This window comes from Pedobacter sp. AK017 (assembly GCF_014200825.1).
GTDB lineage: Bacteria > Bacteroidota > Bacteroidia > Sphingobacteriales > Sphingobacteriaceae > Pedobacter > Pedobacter heparinus.
Genome location: NZ_JACHCW010000006.1, coordinates 1 through 22,817, shown reverse-complemented (window position 1 = coordinate 22,817; position 22,817 = coordinate 1). Strand labels below are relative to the sequence as shown.

Annotated in this window: 22 protein-coding genes; 8 read left to right on the top strand and 14 right to left on the bottom strand. The window is 44.7% G+C overall.

The genetic code is table 11. The features are described 5' to 3' along the window. Positions 1 to 13 precede the first annotated feature (13 nt). Positions 14 to 3,130: a SusC/RagA family TonB-linked outer membrane protein gene (locus HDC92_RS09855; RefSeq protein ID WP_183874159.1), complete on the bottom strand. Its 3,117-nt coding sequence runs from the start codon at positions 3,128 to 3,130 to the stop codon at positions 14 to 16. A gap of 326 nt (positions 3,131 to 3,456) precedes the next feature. Between HDC92_RS09855 and HDC92_RS09850 the strand changes: the two genes are divergently transcribed. The 4 genes from HDC92_RS09850 to HDC92_RS09835 all read left to right on the top strand — a co-directional run bounded on the left by HDC92_RS09850 (position 3,457) and on the right by HDC92_RS09835 (position 7,046). Then, positions 3,457 to 4,188 carry a GntR family transcriptional regulator gene (locus HDC92_RS09850; protein ID WP_012780921.1) on the top strand — a complete coding sequence of 244 codons (732 nt, stop codon included), beginning with the start codon at positions 3,457 to 3,459 and terminating at the stop codon, positions 4,186 to 4,188. 6 nt (positions 4,189 to 4,194) lie between these two features. Next, positions 4,195 to 4,905: an SMUG2 DNA glycosylase family protein gene (locus HDC92_RS09845; RefSeq protein WP_183874157.1), complete on the top strand. Its 711-nt coding sequence runs from the start codon at positions 4,195 to 4,197 to the stop codon at positions 4,903 to 4,905. A gap of 202 nt (positions 4,906 to 5,107) precedes the next feature. Beyond that, positions 5,108 to 6,307: a hypothetical protein gene (locus tag HDC92_RS09840; protein ID WP_183874155.1), complete on the top strand. Its 1,200-nt coding sequence runs from the start codon at positions 5,108 to 5,110 to the stop codon at positions 6,305 to 6,307. A gap of 1 nt (position 6,308) precedes the next feature. Continuing rightward, positions 6,309 to 7,046, top strand: coding sequence for a hypothetical protein (locus HDC92_RS09835; RefSeq protein WP_183874153.1), 738 nt, complete (start codon positions 6,309 to 6,311; stop codon positions 7,044 to 7,046). Between the two features lie 13 nt (positions 7,047 to 7,059). On the opposite strand, the gene HDC92_RS09830 is transcribed toward HDC92_RS09835, so the two are convergent. From HDC92_RS09830 to HDC92_RS09810, 5 genes are all read right to left on the bottom strand, one after another. Then, positions 7,060 to 8,148, bottom strand: a complete 1,089-nt coding sequence (locus HDC92_RS09830; RefSeq protein ID WP_183874151.1) for a hypothetical protein — start codon at positions 8,146 to 8,148, stop codon at positions 7,060 to 7,062. A 20-nt stretch (positions 8,149 to 8,168) separates the two neighbouring features. Then, a complete protein-coding gene (locus tag HDC92_RS09825; RefSeq protein WP_012780916.1) occupies positions 8,169 to 8,735 on the bottom strand; it encodes a hypothetical protein in 567 nt (188 codons plus the stop codon). A gap of 471 nt (positions 8,736 to 9,206) precedes the next feature. Beyond that, the gene (locus HDC92_RS09820) at positions 9,207 to 9,569 is read right to left on the bottom strand and encodes a VOC family protein (protein ID WP_183874149.1); all 363 of its coding nucleotides are present in this window, start codon (positions 9,567 to 9,569) and stop codon (positions 9,207 to 9,209) included. A gap of 10 nt (positions 9,570 to 9,579) precedes the next feature. After that, on the bottom strand, positions 9,580 to 9,933 hold the full coding sequence (locus tag HDC92_RS09815; RefSeq protein ID WP_183874147.1) for a bleomycin resistance protein: 354 nt from the start codon (positions 9,931 to 9,933) through the stop codon (positions 9,580 to 9,582). 82 nt (positions 9,934 to 10,015) lie between these two features. Continuing rightward, positions 10,016 to 10,576 (bottom strand): Crp/Fnr family transcriptional regulator, encoded by a 561-nt coding sequence (locus tag HDC92_RS09810; protein ID WP_183874145.1) that lies wholly within the window; start codon positions 10,574 to 10,576, stop codon positions 10,016 to 10,018. Positions 10,577 to 10,887: 311 nt separating this feature from the next. Between HDC92_RS09810 and HDC92_RS09805 the strand changes: the two genes are divergently transcribed. Beyond that, positions 10,888 to 12,399 (top strand): recombinase family protein, encoded by a 1,512-nt coding sequence (locus HDC92_RS09805; protein ID WP_183874143.1) that lies wholly within the window; start codon positions 10,888 to 10,890, stop codon positions 12,397 to 12,399. A gap of 551 nt (positions 12,400 to 12,950) precedes the next feature. Here the strand turns inward: HDC92_RS09805 and HDC92_RS09800 are convergent. The 5 genes from HDC92_RS09800 to HDC92_RS09780 are packed head-to-tail and all read right to left on the bottom strand — an operon-like array spanning position 12,951 to position 17,315. Beyond that, positions 12,951 to 13,529, bottom strand: a complete 579-nt coding sequence (locus HDC92_RS09800) for a DUF1572 family protein (protein ID WP_183874140.1) — start codon at positions 13,527 to 13,529, stop codon at positions 12,951 to 12,953. Continuing rightward, on the bottom strand, positions 13,526 to 14,431 hold the full coding sequence (locus tag HDC92_RS09795) for a ketopantoate reductase family protein (protein ID WP_221270948.1): 906 nt from the start codon (positions 14,429 to 14,431) through the stop codon (positions 13,526 to 13,528). Before HDC92_RS09795 ends, HDC92_RS09800 begins: the two co-directional genes overlap by 4 nt. 4 nt (positions 14,432 to 14,435) lie before the next feature. Beyond that, a complete protein-coding gene (locus HDC92_RS09790; RefSeq protein ID WP_183874138.1) occupies positions 14,436 to 14,978 on the bottom strand; it encodes a YbhB/YbcL family Raf kinase inhibitor-like protein in 543 nt (180 codons plus the stop codon). Positions 14,979 to 15,031: 53 nt separating this feature from the next. Next, entirely contained in the window at positions 15,032 to 15,886 is an 855-nt protein-coding gene (locus HDC92_RS09785; RefSeq protein ID WP_183874136.1) for a helix-turn-helix transcriptional regulator, read from the bottom strand. Positions 15,887 to 15,902: 16 nt separating this feature from the next. Next, positions 15,903 to 17,315 carry a PLP-dependent aminotransferase family protein gene (locus tag HDC92_RS09780; protein ID WP_183874134.1) on the bottom strand — a complete coding sequence of 471 codons (1,413 nt, stop codon included), beginning with the start codon at positions 17,313 to 17,315 and terminating at the stop codon, positions 15,903 to 15,905. A gap of 73 nt (positions 17,316 to 17,388) precedes the next feature. Here HDC92_RS09780 and HDC92_RS25000 point away from each other — a divergent pair, with 73 nt between their 5' ends. From HDC92_RS25000 to HDC92_RS09765, 3 genes are read left to right on the top strand one after another with little or no spacing between them, the layout of a single operon-like run. Beyond that, entirely contained in the window at positions 17,389 to 18,387 is a 999-nt protein-coding gene (locus tag HDC92_RS25000) for a GNAT family N-acetyltransferase (protein ID WP_221270947.1), read from the top strand. Beyond that, the gene (locus HDC92_RS09770) at positions 18,384 to 19,469 is read left to right on the top strand and encodes a branched-chain amino acid aminotransferase (RefSeq protein WP_183874132.1); all 1,086 of its coding nucleotides are present in this window, start codon (positions 18,384 to 18,386) and stop codon (positions 19,467 to 19,469) included. Before HDC92_RS25000 ends, HDC92_RS09770 begins: the two co-directional genes overlap by 4 nt. Continuing rightward, positions 19,466 to 20,215 carry an SDR family oxidoreductase gene (locus HDC92_RS09765; RefSeq protein WP_183874130.1) on the top strand — a complete coding sequence of 250 codons (750 nt, stop codon included), beginning with the start codon at positions 19,466 to 19,468 and terminating at the stop codon, positions 20,213 to 20,215. The genes HDC92_RS09770 and HDC92_RS09765 overlap by 4 nt, the downstream gene beginning before the upstream one ends. Positions 20,216 to 20,268: 53 nt before the next feature. Here HDC92_RS09765 and HDC92_RS09760 read toward each other — a convergent pair whose 3' ends face one another. From HDC92_RS09760 to HDC92_RS09750, 3 genes are all read right to left on the bottom strand, one after another. Next, positions 20,269 to 20,664 carry a VOC family protein gene (locus HDC92_RS09760; RefSeq protein WP_183874128.1) on the bottom strand — a complete coding sequence of 132 codons (396 nt, stop codon included), beginning with the start codon at positions 20,662 to 20,664 and terminating at the stop codon, positions 20,269 to 20,271. Positions 20,665 to 20,684: 20 nt separating this feature from the next. Further along, on the bottom strand, positions 20,685 to 21,107 hold the full coding sequence (locus HDC92_RS09755) for a helix-turn-helix domain-containing protein (RefSeq protein WP_183874126.1): 423 nt from the start codon (positions 21,105 to 21,107) through the stop codon (positions 20,685 to 20,687). A gap of 567 nt (positions 21,108 to 21,674) precedes the next feature. Next, positions 21,675 to 22,652, bottom strand: a complete 978-nt coding sequence (locus tag HDC92_RS09750) for a kinase (RefSeq protein WP_183874124.1) — start codon at positions 22,650 to 22,652, stop codon at positions 21,675 to 21,677. Between the last annotated feature and the right edge of the window lie 165 nt (positions 22,653 to 22,817).

Sequence of the window (22,817 nt, the reverse complement as noted above, 5' to 3'; positions counted from 1 at the left end):
GCTGTATTTAAGGTTAAAAACCAACGTTAATTCCAAGACTGTATGTTTTTGCAATGGGGTAACCGCCCTGGTCGTAGCCAATTACAAAGCTGTTCTGTCCAAAAGTATTGGCCTCAGGGTCGTAGCCACTGTATTTGGTATGTGTCCAGAGATTTGTTGCACTGGCATACACCCTTACGTTGTTCAGTTTTATTTTCTGTACCCAGCTTTTAGGCAGGTTATAGGCCAGCGTCACATTTCTTAACCTGATATAAGAAGCATCTTCCACAATGGCAGTAGAAAATACGCCCTGGTCCAGACTGCCTTCGGATACCGCCCTCGGGTATTTGTTGCTGTGGTTTTCAGGTGTCCATCTGTTCAGCCCCCCTTCTTTCAGCACATTGGTCTGCCCGTTAAAGTTCAGCAGGTCGTAGGAGTTGAGATTGGCCATTTTATTGCCCTGAGAACCTTGAAAAAAGAAACTCAGGTCTATATTTTTAAAGGAAAGCGTGTTGTTAAATCCCCAGGTAAAATCAGGCTGCGCACTGCCGATGATCGTCCGGTCACCCTCATCGATCACCCCGTCTTTGTTGATGTCACGGTATTTTCTGTCGCCAGCCTTAGCCCTCGAGGCCACATTGGCCGAATTGGCTTCCTGTCCTTTTAACACAGGGCTGCCTGCAGCTTCTGCGTCAGACTGGAAGATGCCTTCAAAGATATATCCGTAAAATGTACCTACGGGCTGCCCTACACGTAGCAGACTACCGGAAGAAAGGATATCAGCATTTTTATTGGCCAGACTGGTTATCTCATTTCTGTTGATAGAAAAATTGACGGAGCTGTTCCATTTTAATGCCCCGGTAGTATTTACCGTACGCAGGTCAAAATCAAAGCCTCTGTTTACGATGTTTCCAATATTTAACAGGGTTGAAGTAAAGCCGGAAGTAAGCGGAATGGGCGACGACAGCAACAGGTCATTCGTTTTTTTATGGTAATAATCGGCAGTGAGCGCAATACGATTCTCAAAAAAGGCCACATCCATCCCTATATCAAACTGACGTGTACTCTCCCATTTCAGGTTTTTATTGACGTAGGTAAGCGGCTCACGTCCGGTATAGATCTCCGAACCGTTAAAAACACCCTCTCCATAAGGGCCCACCAGGGCGAGCGACTGATAGGGCGCAATATTCTGGTTGCCGATCAGTCCGTAACTTACTCTTAGTTTCAGGTCAGAGAGCTGTTTTACTGTTTTCATAAAGTCCTCTTCCACCACCTTCCAGGCAAATGCCCCCGATGGGAAGAAACCATATTTTTTTCCTTCCGCAAATTTGGAAGAACCATCTATCCGACCTGTTGCTGTAAACAGGTATTTGTTTTTCAGGCTGTAATTGATCCTGCCCAGGTAAGAGATCAAACTCCATTGAGATTCATTATTGGTTGTCTTCTGCGGGTTCAGGGCAGTACCCAGATTATGATAGCCCGTCAGGTTATCAGGGAAATCAAACGCATAGGCAAACAGGCTTTCGTTATTGAAACGCTGCATGGTAAAACCGCCCAGAATATCAAATACATGATCTTCCTTAATCGTCTTGTGATAGGTAAGTGTATTTTCATTTAGCCAGGTCAACCCAGAGATATCACCAACAGAAGCTTCACCTTTACTGGCCTGTGTTCTTTTCAGGAAGTTTGGTCCGAAAGCATTTTCCTTGGAAGTAAACTGATCTATACCAAAGCTGGTCTTAAAATCGAGCCCCTCAACAATCTTGTATTTGGCGTATACATTACCCAGCAACCGCGCTATGGTACTGTAAGAATTGTATTCTTTAGCTTCTGCAATAGGATTGCCAAGTGTTTTACCCCTGTCGTTCTCGAAGGTATAACCACCTGCCACCGAGGCATCATAAACAGGCAATACCGGATTGAACAAAAGTGCAGAACTGGTTACCCCCGGAACAATGGTTCCTGAATTGGTCAGCACACCTGTTGAAGCTATTCTTGAGAAACTTAAACTGTTGCCAATGGTCAGTCTGCTACTCACCTCACGGTCCATATTGGCCCGGAATGCATATCTTTTAAAATCAGAATTTAAAATGATACCCTTCTGTGTAAAGTAACCACCAGATACCGCATATTTTGTTTTTTCATCGCCCCCTGAAAACGACAGCTGATAGCTGGCCATAGGTGCTGTACGCAGCAGCTCATCCTGCCAGTCGGTTCCCATGCCCAGGTTTTTAGGATTTACATATATGGGCGTTGCGTTGGAATTCAGCTTTGCTTCGTTCACCAGGTTGGCAAATTGTTCGGCATCCAGCACCTCTACTTTGTGAGAGATTTCCTGAATGCCATAATAGCTTTCAAAAGTGACAATGCCGGCACCAGTACGGCCCCTTTTAGTCGTGATCAGCACTACACCGTTCGCACCTCTTGAACCATATATCGCCGTTGCAGAAGCATCTTTCAATATTTCTATGGATTCGATATCACTGGGATTGATGGAGGACAGCGGACTGATCCTGGGGCCCCGGGTTGCACCGGTACTCATATCTGCACCATCGCTGCTCACCAGCATCCCGTCAATTACATATAAAGGTTCATTTCCGGCATTGATAGAACTGGTGCCCCGTATCCTGATGGAAGTTTCAGCACCTGGCTTACCCGAAATCTGGGTTACCTGCACCCCTGCAGCACGCCCCTGCAGGGCCTGATCAAAGGAAGTTACCTGTGTTTTTTTAAGGTCTTCAGCTTTTATAGAAGATACGGAACCGGTAAGATCGCTTTTCCGGGCTACACCATAACCGATCACCACCACATCTTCCAGCGCTTTAACATCCTGCATCAGTTCAATATTGATCAGTTTCCGGCCGTTTACCGGAACCTCCTGTTTCAAAAAGCCCATTGAACTGAATACGAGAACTGCATTGTTGCCAGGCACCTGGATGGCATAATTGCCATCAGGGTTTGTACTGGTACTGGCCTTTGTTCCCTTTACAACAACAGTGACCTGGGAAAGGGCCTCCCCTTTGGCACCTGTAATTTTACCCTGCACGGTAATGGCAGACTGGGGGAAGGCCGGAAAGGCATAATTAAGGAGCAGAAAAAAAGAAAACAGGATTTTCCGTTCATGCTCGTTTATAAATCTAATACACATCATCGTGGAGATTAAGTAAAGAATTTGGTTAACAGGCTAAAGTTTATATTTGGTTTGTACATACATAGTTAATTATAATATTTTATAAAAACAAATATTCTTTACAACAATTTCCATTAAACAAAATACCTGCTACTATCTATTTATTAATCAATTACCAATTTAAAGCTGAAAAAACACTTCTATAAAGCATTAAATAAATAATTCTATAAATTCAGTAACAAAAAATAAAAACCATTAAAAACAATAATATGTACACACATATAAATATAATATGTACTTGCATATATTTTTAATATTATTGCATAGATTTTGATGAACATTTTAATATGAAACTTACAATCAATCACAAAAGTCAGGTTCCTTTACATCTGCAGGCAGAAGAACTTGTACGCAAACTGATCAACGACCCTCAGTTTAAGGATGGTAAGTTACTGCCCAATGAGGTTGAACTGGCCAGGCAGCTAGGTATTTCCAGGACTACTTTAAGGCAAGCCCTAAATAAACTGGTATATGAAGGACTCCTGATCAGAAAAAAAGGTGTCGGCACCAAAGTTGCCGATATGCCTGTAAGCTCCAAATCCAACAACTGGCTAAGCTTCTCCCAGGAAATGCAGGCCAGAGGTATTGCCATCAAGAACTTCGAACTGCATGTCAGCTGGGTTTATCCGGATGATAAAATCGCTGCCTTCTTCGAAATTTCGACAGACCAGAAAATCCTTAAACTGGAAAGGCTAAGAGGCCGGATGGAAGGGCCCTTTGTTTATTTTGTTTCATATTTTCATCCGCGGATCGGCTTAACAGGCGAGGAGGAGTTCAGAAGACCTTTATACGAAATCCTGGAAGCAGATCACCATGTAATTGCCCAATTGTCCAAAGAAGAGATCAGCGCAAAAGCGGCCGACAAATTTATTGCTGCCAAACTGGAAATAGAGCCCGACAGCCCCATTCTTTTCCGTAAAAGGTTTGTGTTTGACCAGAGCGATAAGCCTATAGAATACAACCTGGGCTATTATAAGGCCGATAGTTTTGTATATACCGTTGAAAGCCGAAAAGAGTAAGACATAATGATGACCTTTGCAGACAAAGTTATCCAGTTCAATAAAGACCTGTCCTATACCGGCAGCACATTACCTCCCGGCATACGTATCATGAACCCATTTAAGGAACATGAGCAAACGATGCACATTGTAGAAGCCTTTTATCATAAATACTACAGCGACAATCAGTCCAGATACCTCATTTTAGGCATCAACCCTGGTCGGTTTGGCGCGGGACTGACCGGAATTCCTTTTACCGACCCAAAACGATTGATCACGGAATGTAACATCCCCTATACCGGCAAATTATCACACGAACCTTCCTCAGTATTTATCTATGAAATGATCAATGCTTTTGGTGGCGCTGAAGCTTTTTACAAACAGTTTTACATCAGTTCACCCTGCCCCCTTGGCTTTACTTTTATTGCCGCAAACGGGAAAGGAAAAAACTATAATTATTACGATAGCAAAGCGCTGGAAAAAGCAGTTTATGAATTTATCATTGAAAATATCCGCAAGCAGCTAACACTCGGTATCACAACCGATACCTGCTTTTGCTTAGGTACCGGCAAAAACGAGAAGTTCCTGATGAAGGTTAATGCCCAATACAAATTCTTTAAAAGGATTGTAGCACTGGAACATCCAAGATTTATCATGCAATATAAAACGGCCAGTAAACAGTTTTATATAGACAAGTACATCTCAGCCTTTAAGGCCCTTAACAATTCTGTGATATAGACCTGAACTTACATGTTGTATGATCTTTAAAAAAATCCCCCATTAAAAAAAACGATGGCACATACATGGGTGTATTCCCATTAAATACGAAGGCGATAGCTAAAATCACAATCTGATCCTTAACTTAGCATACAGACTGGCCTGTACGCGTGCAGCCATTTTAAACTAAAAAAGCATCCTATTGCTAAATAAACTCCTGTGTATGGACAATCTCAGCATGAATATCAAGTCAGCCCTGCTTGCGGCAGCTATTCTCCTGTTCACCTATTTCTATTACTCCGGCAAGGGCGGTTCCTTCCTGAGCCTGGGCAGCGCAATCGTATTCTGGCTTTTATGCGGCGCGGCGCTTGTCCTATGCACGCTGATGGTAAGGCTCGTTGCCCATATGGCCATTTCCGGGCTGATTTATCCGAACGCAGTCTCTATGGTATTGCTGCCATTCCTGTGCATCCTGCTGCTCTTCTGGCTGGCATACGGAACCTTTTCCATCCCTGCGTTCGCAGACTTCCCCGGATATTCGGCCATCCTGAAAGGCTTTTTTCAGTCGCACCTGCTGTATATCGCTGTCGTATCAGTCATCATAGGAGGCGGCTTATATTTTTCGCTTCCGAAGGATATCCCAGCGACCAGGCCTCTTTTCAATGCCAACCTACTGTTTGCGCTTTCCATGGCAGGGGCATTCGTGCTGAGCGTTGCGGGCTTCTATTGGGCGAAAAAAATAAGCCAGCCCGCGCTTGATCCGAAATATGCTGCTTATAAAAGCCTTGGCGAGGACGTTCAGTATCAGGGTCTGGAAATATCGCTCCTGCTGGATGCCGGTCCAGACCATACCGCCTCGCAGCCCTATTACCTCGAGGAAAGAGGCGAGCTCATTATTAGCCTGCACTATGCCAGTTCAAATAAGAATGCCCCGCTTTTCAAGGTCTTCAAAATCGACAGACAGGGCAAGATCGCAGACAGTCTGGATACGGAAGAGCTGACTGTCGGTAGCGGAAGCCTGATATTCGACAAGGGGCTTATCAGGCCGGCGAATTCCAAGAACGCATATTTCTGGGTATTCGACGGCACAAAGACGCTGGTGCAGGAAAGCAGACAAGACAGCAAAAATAAGATAGCTGAACTGCAGAAAGACATGGCCGCGATCAGGCTGGAGCACTTCCATAAGACCGCCAGGCTGGAATGCGGGACCGGTTCGCAGATACAGTGGAACGGTACGGGCTACTTCCAGATTTTTCATCATGGCGATACGGCGAGGTTCAGGATTGACAACCTGTATGCTCAGAATGCCGATGGCGGATGCGGGGCGCGCCCAGTAGATTATTACCCTGCCAAGGGCCTGGATTTTGCACTCCTCAGGCTGGATGAGAAAACTTATTATATCATCAAACCAAAGAAAAAATAACATGAGACTGATCTTCATTTTTCTCTTGTCTATAGGTACCGCTTACGGTCAGGGAAGCCGCGAAATAAAGGTAGGCTATGCCGACCGCTATGACAGCCTGCCCAAGATACACTTTGAGGCGACATCGAAGGAAAGCTTTGATAGGCTTCCCCAGCAAGGACAGCTCATTCATAAGGCTATTGCGATGGATAAGGGCATGCTTGCTATTCCCAGCGGCAAAGGCAGGCTTAGGCTCAAGAAATACAACGGTTCGCCGGGACAGGGCGACGGGTTCCGCGGCTGGAAATATGCGGGGTATTTTCCGCTGCTAAAGATGCATGCGCTTTTCAGCCACAGTGTTTCCGAACACATCGGGTTCAGCGATCTGGTACTCATAGACAGCATTACTGCTGACCGCTACTCCATCGTTTCCATCGGGGATGATGCAGTGGAGGTACCGATACCCTCGCCAGATGGGCGGTTCCTCGCCTACTATTATAATCCAATTTATGAACGAAACAGTTCCTTTATAGGCGTTCTTGCAGTGGATGCCAAAGACAGCCACACGAAAGGCCACATTTCGGAGCTGATGAGCTTCCAGACTAAAGACTGGGGCGTCGAGAATATCAGGTGGGCTGGCAGCAGCTCCTTTATCGTAAAAGCATATACCGTAGAAATTGCAGGCCAGAGCAGGACAAGGAAGTACGCCTATTATCTGGGAAGGCTGGATCCAGCCAACGATAAAACCGGCCGCAATTAGGGTTACTTTCGGCTCAGTCCTGGTGAAAGCTTCTTTTGTTTTTGTGCCTGGAGTTTGAATATTTGATGAAATGCTTGCTTAACGCGACAGGCAGTCCCTTTATTGTTTTTTGTTCCTGCTGCAGTTTGCATCCCGTTTTCGTGCATGCATAGGCCAAGTGACGGGCATAGGATCTGCCATTGTAAAAAATCAGGTAAGAAACTGCCTTGTCATGGTCCTCGCTGTTTCCGCAGTAATAAAATGGGATAAAGACGGCATTGATGCCGTTTATGGTTTGAACGGATATTTCCTTGTGGTCGTAAAATATCAGGCTCATTTCCGGCGCAGGATTATCGTATCTTACCGCCAGGGTATTTTTTCTGTTGACAAGGCTGGCTTCTATAAAATTTTTATCGGCATCCCAGGGCGGTGCTGCCAGATCGCAGGGATTATATACTTTTACCGATACCATGTTTTTGCCCGATGCATCTGAAAAAGAATGCTTAAAGTTTGCTGTCTTGCGTTGTCCTATCCGATCTGCTTTTTCCTTTTCGAAAAGCTTTACGCACCGGCTGATGTACTGGTTGATGATCTTGTCGTCAAAAGTTTCCAGATAAGTCTTGGGTAACACCATTTTTCTTTTTATTGTCTGCATTTCAACCAGCCTGCTGTTTTCCATGTCATAATAATTCCATATTCCAGAATAGCTGTCCGTCAGCAGATTGACGCTTGATTCTCCGCTCCCGTCATTATTGGCCGGGCCAAATTCGTACCGGTTCATTCCGATGAGCTGTACTTTCTTAAGCGCCTTACTGTACGCAAAATCGCAGTGGTAGCCCGCCCGCATATGCGGAACAGTGTAGGTAAACCCATTTCCTTTTTTTTCGATACCCGACTGCCGCCCGTCAAAAATCAGCTTCATGCTTTTGATTTCCCTGAATGCCTGGGTTGATAGCTTACATACGATTATGCCCTTAGCTTTGTCAAAAATTACAGTATCCAATCTTCGGTCGAGATCCATATCGAATCTCAGCGTATCGTTTCTATATTCTTGTCCATCCGCCGATGCTGCCAACAGCAGACAGGCCGCTGCCATCATAAGCTTTCTGATAATCTTGTCCATTTTATCTTGGTCAATGGTTCCTACTCGGATTTCCTTTTATATTCATGGCTACTCGTATTGTCGTTGCTGGCAAGGAACACGAATACCCATCCCCACCTGTTCTGCAGCCTGTCGGCATGGAGCTGATTGTCCTTGTCCAGCCACAGCTGGAACTGGTTATTTTTTAGTTGTCCGTATATCAGCGGTATGGGTATGACGGTGCGCTTATGCCGCGACACGAAATAATTGTCCCTGAGCTTCCCTTTCAGAACGACACTCTTTTTTTCGATGCCGCCCTCCACCCAGGTAGCCCTGATTTGGTCTTTCCCTACGGCCTTGAGCCCTATTCTTGCCTTGCTGAAATCAAGGGTATCGGATTTCCCGCTTAGGTTGAGCTGGTTCCATAGCGAAGAGAATTCCGACTCGCTTTTCTTGATGGACAGATTCTCATAGATGCCGTCGAAGGCATTCAGGCTTGATATGTTCTTAATTCCTGTGGTAGAGGCCTGCTGAAGCGATGCGCAGCCGGAAAGGAATATTAATATGCAGGATAAAAAAAGAACTGGGCTTGTTGAAACCTGCTTAGGTCTTCCTCGATTTTCTGTCATAGCTGGGATGATATAAACGGCTAAATATAGCAATTTAACTCGTAAAATAAGTCTGAATAGACGCACGCGGAGTTCGAACAAATATAGCGTGTTAAACGCAAAAAAGGCCTTTATCTTTCGAATAAAGGCCTTTTTATCTAAGTGTGGTAAGAAGTATGCAAATAACGAAACATTTCCTGTCTGATTTGCGTAGAATAGTTGATTTGGAGATAGAATGAAAACGTCTCGATAAATACAGGAAGCTATCTGTTATAACTGCAAACACTGATAATTAATACAGCTTATATATTGTAAACTAGCAGATCTACCAGTGTTCCTTAAGTTCCCTAGAATAAACCAAATCTAACGATTGCCTGTTCTTTCATTGACAGTGAATGGTTTATCCAAAAACTGTAAAGCAATAGGCGTTATAAGACCCTTTGTTCCTGCTTTTTTGAACTTTAACAAGCAAGGTTGGGCGCCTGGGCTACATTACCCCTGCTGGATAACCACCCCCAGCTGGGTGTCTGTCACCGCAAACTCTTTTGCGCCCCAGGGACGGAGGGTTACCACTTTCAGGTTAGGGTGTAAAAATTCGGAATGGGATGCAGCTATTTTCTCATAAACAGCCTCAATGTCGTTGGTTACCAGTCGGAACTCCGGATGATGTTCTGCTGCCAATGCTGCATCTTGAAAAAGATTGATCCGCAGACCATCTTTTTCCATCACACAAAACGGTCTTGCAGAATGGAGCTCGTTGTGCGATATCTTAAATTCCAGGCAGTCCTGAAAAAATCTGACACCCTCGTGGATGTCGCGGTAAAAAATATTGGGAACAAGTTTGGTAAATTCCATAGTCTTAGGATTAAGTAAGGTATTGTCCGAAAGTCAGCAGGTTGTGGTCTGGGTCGAGCAAGGCAAACTCCTTTTGTCCCCAGGGTTTTGTATGCAGGTGGCCATTGGGATGAATAGCAATACCGTCGGTGAGCAAAGACTGGTATAAGCCCTCGATGTCGTCGGTTCTTATGTAGACCTGTCCGTAGTTTTCCCGCGGGTCCAGGTCTTCGAAAAGGAAAAAATGAAGCTGTACCTGGTCATTCTCCAGCATCAGATAGCCTTCGTATTCCCCGCCGCATAAGCGGAAGCCGAGTTTTTGGTAAAAATCTTTGGTCAGTGTCTGGTTGCGCATGGGCAGTTTGGGGTGTATGGCTGTTAGCATAGCGTCAGTTTAAAGCATATGATCTGTAACAGCAAAGATGAACGGTTTCAATCAAATTGCACTTGATTATGATCAAGAAATGTCAAACAGCGGCCCGAACGCGGCTCAGTGTCTCAGGGGTGATCTTTAGATAAGAGGCAATCATTTTCAGGGGGAAAGCCTGCAGGATTTGCGGTTTGTTCTCCATCAGGTAGTTGTACTTTTCTTTGGGCGACATCGCCTGGTCAAAGAAACCCACACGGAACCAACCTGGCTGCAGGATTTTGCCCAACTGGAAAAAGACAGGAGACAAACCGATCAGTACATGCAGCGCACTGATGTTAAGCGTTAAAAGCCGGCAATCTGTAAATGCTTTGATGAATTCCCCGGAAGGCTGCTGAAAAAAGAAACTGGAAGGGTTCACCACACAATCAAAGTCTGCGTACAGTTCGATGATACGTTCGCCGCTCTCTTCCGAACTGAATTGGTAACATGCACCCTCCAGCATAAAACTGATCGAATTGCAGACCATCCCCCGGCGCAGCAAATAGTCGTCTTTCTTCAGCCTATGTTCAGTGCAGTGCAGCAGAATTTGTTCCAGTTCTGACAGAGAGAAGCTGCCGGTATTTTCAAGGCATTTACTTAAGGTTGCGATTTTGTCCATGAGCTAATTTTTTCGCTTCCCTAAGTTACATATTATTCTCGTCAGGCATGACATGGGTTGCAATGCCTGTAATTTCTGATAAGGGAACTGGATTTTTCTAATTCGCTCATGCTAATGATTTCATTTAGTCAAAATTACAGAGAATAACTTTAATAAACCACCAGCGTCAGTTCTTTCAACAAGCTATAGATTTCTTCAAGCCATCTCGAAGTAACGGGTTCTGAAATTACTTATTAACTATCAGCAACACTAAATAGAGCGCTTTCCAATGATTTGTGTCAATTTGTATCATAAACTAAATCATAAACAAAATGAATGCAGTAGGATATTTAAGACTGAGTACAAGGGACCAGTCCAAATCACTAGAATACCAGGAAGAGATCATCAGAAACTATTGTCACAACAACGCTCTTAAGATATTAGAGATATTTAGTGACAATGGCCAGAGCAGTTATACCTTCGATCGCCCAGACTATCTTGCTCTGGAACAATTCATCAAAAAGCATAAAGGACATTGCCAATATCTGGTCGTACTGGATCACGACCGGTTCAGCAGAAACCTTCCGGAAGCGCTGATTAAGATTGCCGAACTTGAAAGAAAGTACGACGTTGTAGTCATTTCAACCAATGAGAGAGTAGGCTTCGATACTTCCGATCCTGACGTTTTTATGAAAAGAGCCTTTGATTATCTAATGGCAAATAGGGAACTTCTTAATATCAGAGCCAGGGTAAGGCTAGGTCGTATAAATGCCATGGAACATGGCAGATATCTTGGGAAAGCACCTTATGGCTATCGAAATATCAAATCTGAAAGAGAGGAGTGCTACATTGAAATAAATCAAGCCCAGGCTAAAATTGTCAGAAGAATCTTTCGTGACTATCTTCTAGGAATAGATCCAGCTATCATTCACAGTATCGTCAAAGAAAGGGGCTTTAGCAATTATGGAAAAAATGCAATCTATAATGTCTTGAGAAACTGCACTTATGCCGGGCTGATTAAAGTCCCTGGCAACAAGGGATCGCTAGACAAACACGTAAATGCCATTCATAGACCAATTATTTCTGAACATGATTTTTGGGCTGTCCAGGAAAAACTTTGTAAAATAAAGGTACGAGTAAGTCGATGTAGCGAAGACTTTCCCCTTCGAGGCCTGATAAAATGCTACTGCGGAAGAATGCTTACTGCAGGATGGTCTAAAGGCCGTAACAAATACTATCTCTACTATAAATGCAATGGACATCCGAGTGCCAATGTCTCGGGCAATATATTACATGAAAAGTTCGAAAGGATACTTAAGAACATCACATTTCTGCCTTATCAAATTGATCTGATAAAGCAGCTTATAAAACCGATGTTGAAGGCTGCAAGAATTGTCGAGGATAGACTTGATAAGGAGAGATCGAGAAAGAAGACTTCGATCGAAAGGAAGATATTCCAACTGGAGGAAAAGTTTATTGACAATCTTATAGAACATTCTGTCTATCAGAACTGGAGCAGAAAACTGAACCTAGAACGATTGATATTGGAAGAAGAGCTTAAGGCCAGTAAAGCTGGAAAAGCAGCATTACAATTTGATATCGACAATTTACTTTCGGACAAAGTGGGGTTGTTTGGAATTTATAATAACTGCAATACTGAACAAAAGCGCATGATAATTCATGCGATATTTAGAGATACGCTCACTTGGGAGGGCAACGGCTTCACTGCGTCCTTCTTCAATCCATCGTTAAATCACAACCTAAAAACTATACTAAAAATGATCTCAATAAAGAGTGCCTTTTCCGGGGTCGGAGTATCTAAAGAAGAGGCACTGATAAATTAATTTAATATTTAACCGCATGAGAAAAGCAAAAAGAATAACGCTGAAGTTACCAGAAGACACCAGACAAGAACATGACCTCCTTTTACTGGAAATAATTGCCGAAATAATCGTCCAAATATCCGTCCCAGAATCCGGCATAAGGAAAACTTTCAACCATAATGAACTTAAATAGGTATGAAAATAAGGGAATAGAGATATGCTAAACATCGAACCACCAGAATCAGTCAAATATCTGACTTACAATATCTTAAAAATATCAAATCTTTTAAAACGCAAATTTCCGAGAAACACAAAAATAACAAAGCCCTAACTATTAACTAGTTAGGGCTTTTAAAGTGGGAGAATTATGCAAATATCGAAACATTTCCTGTCTGATTTGCGTAGAATCGTGGGTTTGGAGATATAAATATATTAAATATCAATAGGCTATTTGCCATGAATATTCGTTTCAATGCGGGCGTTTAAATAATATCATGTATCGCTAATGGATTGGCTTGTCTAACTGATATTTCAACGAAAGTGTCCGGTCATTCGGCAGATAATTGCCTAATTCAATTGTCCGGCGCTAAGCTGCTATCCGAAAAATCATCTGTGAAATGCCTTCGCTGCTTCGTCTGGGAAAACTTATCCGTGTTGAACTGCGCTGAATTTCCCCTAGCGATAGAAAGTGACTGCCACTCGGCTGCTAGCATCTTGCCAATATAAACGATCTGTCCCACATGATAAGGATAATGCGCCAGCTGCCTGTTGATCGCTTCGATAACCGTATGCCCCTGGTTCCGAATATAGATAATTTTGTCAAGATCATGCTCAGACAACGAGCGCAGGCAATCCAGCATGACCTGCCAGCCGTGCTCCCATAAACGCAGCATTTCCGCTTTAGAGGCCACATCATTTTCAAACTCTCGGTCACGGTTGCGCCAGGGTTTTTCTCCATCGCTGCTCATAAAATCCGTCCAGCGGCTAAGCATATTGCCCGCCAGATGTTTAACAATTGTGGCGATGCTATTGCTGTCCGGGTTATGTTGCCAGAACAATTGTTCTTCAGAGATTTGATCGAATGTTTTTTCACCAAGCATTTTATAATATAAAAACTGCTTAATGACGCTGTCTATATACTCGTAATTCATAACCGTGATTTGATATCAATTAGCTCTCCCAATATACGCGTTTCCCGAACCAGATGTTCCATATTGAATTCACGCGCCAGCCGGAGGATTTCGAGATTAAGCATTTCAATCTCTGTGCGCCGGCCGTTACGGATGTCCTGAAGGGTAGAAATCAACTGTCCCTCAGAACGCTGGCTGATACTTAGGAGCATTGTCCTGATCTCATGGCGATTTAGCGAAATACCACTGAGCTTAGCGACACCTATACATTCCAAAATGATCCGGTCTGCCAGTTCCAGCGCCTGATCAGACCGGTAAAATATACCATTATCAACATCCAGCAACGGACAAATGGAATTGAATACACAATTGGCGATTGCCTTTTTCCAGATTAGCGGCAGGATTTCATTTTCCAGGTAAAAAGGAAACCAGGGATTTTGTAGCTGCTGTAGTACCTCATCCAGCTGCCCGGGCCCTCCGGCGATCACCCCGACCGGACAGGATGCCACAGGTTTGAAGCTAATAAACCCTTGATCGGTAAATTGGCTGGTTACCATCAGCACGCAGCGGTAGACCTGGGTAAACCCGTGGTCCAGAAAGGGTTGCTCTACATTCAGTCCGTTTTGAAGGAGCATTACTGGAAAATCCGAATTTTTCGAAGCCAGCTTTGCGGCAACGTTTTTATTGCCAAATGCCTTGGAGGCTACCAGCACCGGTCCGTCAATATCTTCCAATTGACTAAAAGTCTGAACCGATACCTCAGCAGTCAGTTCAACATCTTGAGGCAACCGCAACCGGATTGCTTCAACCGATGCGGGCAGATCATCAACGCTAGCTCTGATCAATGTCACCGGTTTCCCAGCAAGCTTCAAAAAGGTCGCCAGCGACTTCCCGATTACACCCGTCCCAACGATATAAATCATAACTTCAACGTTTACAATAGATGACCAAAGAGGCCTTCGCCAGGGCGGACTTGTTTAACATGAAACCGGTTAAAGCTGCCGGAGCAGTCGATGGCGCAGCTATTTTTTCAATATCCAGTGCATAAACGGTAATCAGGTAGCGGTGCGCTGCCTCTCCTTCTCCGGGACATGGACCCTGGTAGCCCGGCTGACCCGTATCATTGATACGCCTTAAACTGCCTGTGGGGGCAACTTTCGAATCCAAATTACCAGCGCCGCGTTTGAGACCTGCAACGCCAGCTGGGATATCGGTCAGCACCCAATGCCAGAAGCCGCTCCCTGTCGGCGCATCCAGGTCATACATGGTCACAGCGAAACTCCTGGTGCCAATAGGCGCATTTGCCCAGTGAAGTTCGGGAGATCTATTTGCACCGTTGCAGCCAAAACTGTTCGCAATAAATTCACTGGTGAATTGTCCGCCAAGATCTTCGCTGGATAAGGTAAAGTTTTGGGCAGAGGCCTGGCTGGTACACCAGATACAGAAGACAAATATTAATAACTTTTTCATGCCCAAAGGTATCAGCGGCTAGCCTTGCCGGGTTACGGATAAAGTTCAACTAGTTAGGCAAGACGTTCAAATCCTATAGCCTTTTGATACCGGCTAGGGCTAAATCCGAATTTGCGCTTAAAGGCCGCAGTAAAACTAGGAAGATGAGCATAGCCATAATCCAGGTAGATTTCACTGGCTGATTTTCCCAGGCATAAATCTGCCCGCGCCATTTCCAGTCTTCTATCCAATATATATTTTTGTGGCGGCAGTCCGTATTCCTTTTGGAAATCGCGCTTAAAGGAGGAAAGGCTGCGATTGGCAAGGAATGCCAGTTCATCCAGCGTCACCGGGTTAAGCAGGTTATTCTCAACCAGATTTTTAAGTGTCAAATTTCCTTGTGGCCTGAACACCGCTGTTAAAATTTCAGGTGCCATTTCGTACATAGCAGTCAACAATTCCTGCACTTTCAGAACAGCCATCTCGGGCGAAAACTTGTGGCCATGGGTGATCAATGAGCGGACATTACGAACGTATTCCTGAATGTAAAGATTTGTTTTAAAATGAAGATAAGGTGCCTCTTGCAACTGGAGAGTTTGCCGGTAGCCGCGCGCCTCGATAAATTGACGGCCAACACTGCCTGGAAAAAATACGATCACACTGTGGTATCGCTCCGCATTGTCGCTATGCTCAGTAATCAGGCAATTACCTTCCGGTACCAGCATACCATAGCCGGGCTTTAGAACCGTGTTTTCTGCTCCCCGATAGATGTGCTTTTGTCCATTCTGCACGAAACTAAATGCGCAGCAATCAAATGATACCCTGTTACGGAATAAACCGCCCTGATCTTTATAATCTACAAAAATAATATCACCTGCTCCGGTTTGCGGCTGCCCGCTTACTGCCGGGGGTACACTTATGACTTCCATATTTCTCTATTAAAATTTATCCCGCAGCGATCAACTGCCCTAATTTTTTCAGCGCCATTTCAATGTTCTTGTCCCATGGCATTCCATAGCTCAACCTGATGCAATTGCGGTATTGATCCTGAAGAGAAAACATATTCCCCGGCGCAATACTGATATTTTGCCGGATCGCACGGTCGTAAAGGGCTACGGTATCGATCCGCTGATTCAGCTCCACCCACAATATAAATCCACCCTCGGGCCTGCTTACCCGTGTCCCTTCGGGAAAGTACTCGGCGATGGCTCCTGCATACCGCAAAGAATTTGCATGAAGGGTCTGTCTTAGTTTCCTTAGGTGATGGGCATACCGGCCAGTCTCCAGGAAACCGGCTATCACCTCCTGGGTAATTGTCGCACCTGTTATTGTATGATATAGTTTTAAATTAATCACCTGCTTTTTAAATTTTCCCGGAGTGACCCAACCTACCCGATAGCCAGGAGCAAGGGTCTTCGAAACCGAACTGCACCAGAGCACCAGTCCGCTATCGTCAAAAGAATGGCAAGACCGGGGTCGATCTGCGCCGAAATAGACCTCACCATAAATGTCATCCTCAATCAGGGGAACACCATAAAGCTGGATCAGTCGCACAGCTTCCTGTTTGTGTGCATCCGGCATACAGCTCCCAAGCGGATTGTTGAAGTTTGATACCAGCAGACAGGCATCTATTTTCTGACTGGAAACCACCTTTTTTAACGCGTCTATTTCTACCCCGGTTTGCGCATGTGTAGGCAGTTCAATGACTTTCAAGCCAAGGCTTTGCGCCAGCTGCAAAATGCCGAAATATACCGGGCTTTCAACAGCGATCGTGCCACCTCGCTGGGTTACAGCCATAAGAGAAAGCGAAAGGGCTTCCATACATCCGTTAGAGATTACTAAGTCTTCGCCAGTCATTCCCTGACCTGCTCTCCCGTAAAAACGAGCGATCTGATTTCGCAGGTTTCCATTGCCCTGAACCTGTTCGTATTCCAATCCGCTACCGGGCAGGCTGCGTGTAGCGCGAACCAGGCCCTTGTTCAGTTTGGCAACCGGCAGCAATTCCAGCGCCGGCATGCCCATAGAAAAAGGTACGGCGCCGCTCCGTCCCATATCTCCATACACACGGGTGATTACTTCATTCACGGACGCCGCACCCGCACCACTCGGCGCGCTTACGCAAGGTATTGGAAACCTTTTGTCAGTCCACTCAGAAGCAAAATACCCTGAGCGGGGCCTGGATTCAATCAGTCCTTTAGCCTCCAGATGATAATAGGCTTGCAACGCAGTCGTCTGGCTGACGTTGTAACGCTCGCAGATCGTACGCAGTGAGGGCAGTTTATCCCCCGGCCGTAACGATCTGGAGGCTACCTGCGCCTGGATATCTGCTACAATCTGTTCATATAGTAAAGTTTTCATTTTTCATCTGCTATGGTCAAAAATAACAATTCTGCATCTGTATACATAGATATTTTTCTAACAATTTTGTACTATGACAAGAAAAGATATACCTATTCTTCATCCCATTCATCCCTGGCATCAACGTTATATGTCTCTTACGCAGGATTTGCCTTTACCCGAGGTTCTTGAAACGCACAGGCAATTATTTGCTGCGGAGGAGAAGAGCATGCTGGAACAACTGGGTAATCAAACCTATATACCGGGCAAATGGACAATTAGAGATATCCTGCAACACATGATAGACACAGAACGGATTTTAAACTATCGCGCCCTGTGTATAGCGCGTAACAGTGCAATTCCGCTACCGGGATTCGAAGAGGCCGAATATGGGCGGTTTACTACTGCTCTTGAAAGAACGATCGAGAGTTTGCTAGGTGAGTTTGATCTTGTTCGGCAGGCAAGTATCGCTTTATTCAGCAGTTTTGATGAGCTGATGCTAAAGCGTACAGGCCTGTGCAGCGATATTAAAATCTCTGTACTTGCATTAGGATTTGTGATCGCCGGACATCCGCTACATCACCTAAGGATCATCAGGGAGCATTATTTCCCCATCCTTCAACAATCAGAAATCAAGATCGTCACAGATAAAGCGGAATACCTTCCATATTTTGAAACCCTGAACCGGGCCTGGATAGAGCAGTCATATGAGCTGGAAGCCGATGATCTGTATGTCTTGGGACGGCCACAGAATGCCATCCTAGAACCAGGGGGGTCGATCTTGTTTGCAGAAAAAGAAGGAAAAGTGATCGGAACGGTAGCCCTCCAACGGGTAAGCAATATAGAATACGAACTGATCAAAATGGCCGTGGATGAAGGTCACCGCGGGCGTGGCACGGGACAGCGACTGATTCAGGCGGCGATCGAGAAGGCAAGGGAACTGGGAGCTACTCGGATTACGCTGCATTCCAATACCGAGTCCAATGCCAAAGCGGTCAGTTTATATAAGTATCTGGGCTTCTTGGAAGTTCCGCTCGGCGAGTGCCGCTATGAGCGCGCAAATATTAAAATGCAATTAAACTTACAACCATGAACTATACCATTCAATTGCAACGCAGCAGCTCCAGCAGGCTGGCTGCCTACGATTTCAATAACATCTTGTTTGGCCAGAACCCAACAGATCATTTATTCAGCGCAACTTACCGTGACGGCCGCTGGCAGGACGCCACAGTAGGGCCGTTCCAGGAATTTCTGATCAGCCCGCTTGCCTTGTGCCTGCATTACGGGCAAAACGTATTTGAAGGCATGAAAGCCTTCCGGATGGAAAATGGCCAGATCAGCATCTTCCGTCCTGACAAACACCTACAGCGGCTAAACCGTTCCCTGGAGCGGATGTGTATGCCTGAGGTTCCCCAGGAGCTATTCATCGGTGCCCTGGACACGTTGATCGGTATCGATGAAGCATGGGTATCGGATTTACCTGGCAACTCGCTCTACCTGCGCCCACTGGTTTTCGCCAGTGAGGCGCGGCTTGGCGTGCATGAGGCAGCTGAGTATAAGTTTTTGATCATGGCTATGCCCATTGCCAACTATTACAATGGCAGTGTACGGGTAAAAGTGGAGACCCGTTACACCCGGGCCGCTGAAGGTGGTGCCGGCTTTGCCAAACACGGCGGAAACTATGGTCCAGCCTTATTGCCAACACGCCTGGCAAAACAAGAAGGCTTCGATCAGGTGCTATGGACAGACGGCAAGACCCATACATTCATTGAAGAATCGGGCACGATGAACGTGATGTTCGTCATTGATGGAACGCTGATCACCCCGCCGCTTACAGACACGATCCTGGACGGGGTAAACAGGGATGCTATTCTCACGATAGCGCGAGAACGCGGCCTACCTGTGGAAGAACGAGCCATTGCCTATACAGAACTTGAAGAGGCCTTTAAAAATAATAAGTCGGTAGAGGCATTTGGCATCGGCACCGCGGCTGTCTTCACGCCGATCCGTGAAATAGCGGTTCTGGGTACAAGTTACTACCCATCGGTCCAGGAAAAAAGTCTCGGTGCAGAACTGAGCAGGGAACTTAACAACATCCGCACCGGCAAGCAGTCAGACCGCTATGGCTGGAACCATATTGTACAGGTAACAAAAAAAGCAGAAATTGCAGAATGATGAAGACCTTAATTATTACCGGAGCCAGTAGGGGGATTGGCGCGGCAACCGCTCGGCTTGCCGCAGAAAATGGGTACGCAGTCGCTGTAAACTATAACCGTAACCAGGCAGCCGCGCTCAGCGTTGTAGAGGATATACATAGTGCCGGCGGAACAGCCGAGGCTATTTGTGCCGACATCAGTACAGAAAAAGGTGTGCTGCATTTGTTTTCAGAAACAGACCGCCTGCTGCAAGGACAACTCGCCGGACTGGTCAATAACGCAGGAATCCTGGAAACCCAGATGCGGCTGGAAGATATGGATATAAAACGATTAGAGCGGATTTTTACCGCTAACATCACTGGGCAGTTCCTTTGCGCGCGTGAAGCGGTTAAACGGATGTCGACCAGGCATGGTGGCTCAGGCGGATCAATTGTTAATGTTTCTTCGCTAGCCGCTAAAACTGGCGCGCCCAATGAATACCTGGACTATGCGGCATCAAAAGCGGCCTTGGATGCACTGACCATCGGACTTTCTAAAGAAGTAGCCGCAGAAGGTATACGGGTCAACGGTGTACGGCCAGCCTTTATTTATACCGACATTCATGCAGACGGTGGGGAGCCTGGGCGTGTAGACCGCATAAAAGAAAGTATACCAATGAAGCGGGGCGGCACTCCCCAGGAAGTTGCAGAAGCGATTGTCTGGCTCTTATCCGACAAGGCTTCCTATACTACAGGATCCTTTATCGATTTAGCCGGAGGACGTTAGCTGTCACCTACCCTGCTGGGCCAACAAATCAAACATATTTGCTCAAACACGCATTACAGCATCTGCACAATCTGTATATTGTTTCCACATGTGTCATCCAATACGGCGACCTTAACAGTTCCCATCTCAGTTGGCGGCACGCTAAACTGGACACCTAAAGCAACCAACCGATCAAACTCCTTTTGCACGTCATCTACATTGAATTGTGTATATGGAATACCAGCTTCAAACAGTGCTTGCTGATAGACTTTTGCGGGAGGAAAATGATTGGGAGCCGGTTCCAGCAAGATCTCAGGCTCATCCTGTGCTTCCATGCTCACCACCGTTAGCCAGCGCGTATCCTCACCAAGCGGTAAATCAACTTTCTTGACAAATCCTAATTTTTCGGTATAAAATACCAATGCCTTTTCCTGATCCTGAACCGGGAGACTGATTATCTGAATTTTCATGACTAATATTTGATTTAAGTTTACGGCAGCAAAGATTCTAAATGCAAATGCAAATCTCTTTGCGAAAATTGCGCTTTTTTGAATGCTCCCGGAGTTTGTCCGGTTCTGGATTTAAATAACGTGGCGAAGGAAGCCGGACTTTCAAAGCCCACAGCGTAACAAACATTTGCAACAGCAAGCCCTTTTTTTAACAGAACTTTGGAAGCCTCAATACGCCGCTCTGTAAGATACTGTCGGGGCGTCTGCCCATAATATCGTTTAAAAAGCCTTAGCAAATGAAATTTCGAAACGAAACGAACTTCCGACAGTAGATTAAGGTTCAGATCCTGTTCATAATTATAGTCAATATATTTTTTCATTCCGATCACCACATCGAGCTGTACCTGATTGGCATAGACCCGCTTTCTGATCCGCATGATCTCAGTCTGGTAATGTGTCATCATAAAATTCCGGCCATCATTTAATACCAAATATAGACATCCCAATCCTGTTGTCCTATGTTTCTTCCATGGCTTAATGCCTTCCTTTCATTGCCAACGTTCAGCTATTGATCTGTCTTCAACTTGACATCGAACCAAAACTGACAGAAAAAACTATTTTATTTATTTGATTTTCAAATGTTTATAATTTATTTAACCCCTATGTGAACTGTGCAGTCATCCCGGCCCGACGGTGAGCAAGATGCAAATATCGAAATATTTCTTGTCTGATTTGCGTAGAATCGTGGAATTGGATATTGGCTAAATTTAGCAGCTCTTACTTATCGTGCAATTTTTAAGTAACTGTATTAATCCATTAGCTATTTTTAAATAATAACTCAGCACAAAAGGCAGCTGTGAAATTTTACTGGAAACTTTGCTTTTAAATTATTTTTCCGTTTGCTTTTCTTCAAAGCTTACTGGTTGCATTGTAGCCATGTATATCGCAGTGGCATCCGTGATCCCATGTTCTCTATCTGTTTTCGCCTTTGAAGGACTCAAATCTTTCTAGATAATGAATCACTAACTTGTTCAAGCCCTTATTCTTTTATCCATCAATGCAAGATATTTCATGCCGTTTTGATTATCTATATCTTCTGGCCTTTCAATTTGAAGTGCAGAATGGATAGCAGTGGCAACACCAGGTGCTGCACTAATTAAAGCTCCAATGGTTCCTGAGACTGGTAATGCTTGTACCGCCGCAACTATACCACATACAGATCCAAAAAATATTTTGCCGAATTGGCTTTCATTCATCTTTGCCGAAAGCTGTTCTTTACTATCTTTTAACTTTGCCAGTTTTACATCGAACAAGGGTGTTCCAACACTTACGTTCTTATCTAATGTAATTTCGTGAACCTCGTTTCGAAACGAGGTTAAAAGATCTTGATGCTTTTCTTTAAATTTCAATAGTCTTTTATAATCAATATCTTTTGGAAAAGGTATTAATTCATCTAAGATTGTTTCCCGCTTTTTACCCTGACTTCCGCTTTCTTTACGCCAGAATTTCGGTCTTACAAAATCAGTTGTCGGTAATCTATCTGTCTTTTTACTGATTACAGATGCTAGGTATTTCATCAGGTGATTTGCAATCTTGACCTCAACATTATACCATTGGTAGTCAATTCTCTCTGCTAACCCCATATTGATTAACACGTAGAAAATTTCATCATCAAACTTGTTGTTGTGAATCCTGACCATTCTCTGGTTTAATCTTCTATTAAAAAACCTCTTTTGTGCCTTTTCAATCTTTTTTTGCTCACCCTCGATATATTGTAAGAATGGTTGCACAAGATGGAAAGGGTTATTCAACACTTGAAATGGATCTATTGGTATCACCAAATTTTCTCGTACAAGTTCAAGCATAAATGGTTCATAGTTATCTTCTGGATTATAAAAGTAATCTTGTGGAACAATCGAACCGACGTTATCATAATAGAGAAGAGTTCTCAACGTCCAATCTGTCCTTGGCAGATTTATGTAGGGATAGTAGAGTATTTGGTTTGTCATCGTTTAATCAATAAAAATTCCTTTTTTTCAACTAAGTTGTATATTTCGGAGAAAGTGGTTCTTCCCCACATTTGGTGGTAATTATGATAATTGAAGGCTAGTGTTCGTTAGAAATTAATGAACGTTACGAATCTAATTTTCTCTTCTGCTGATGTATTTAAAGTT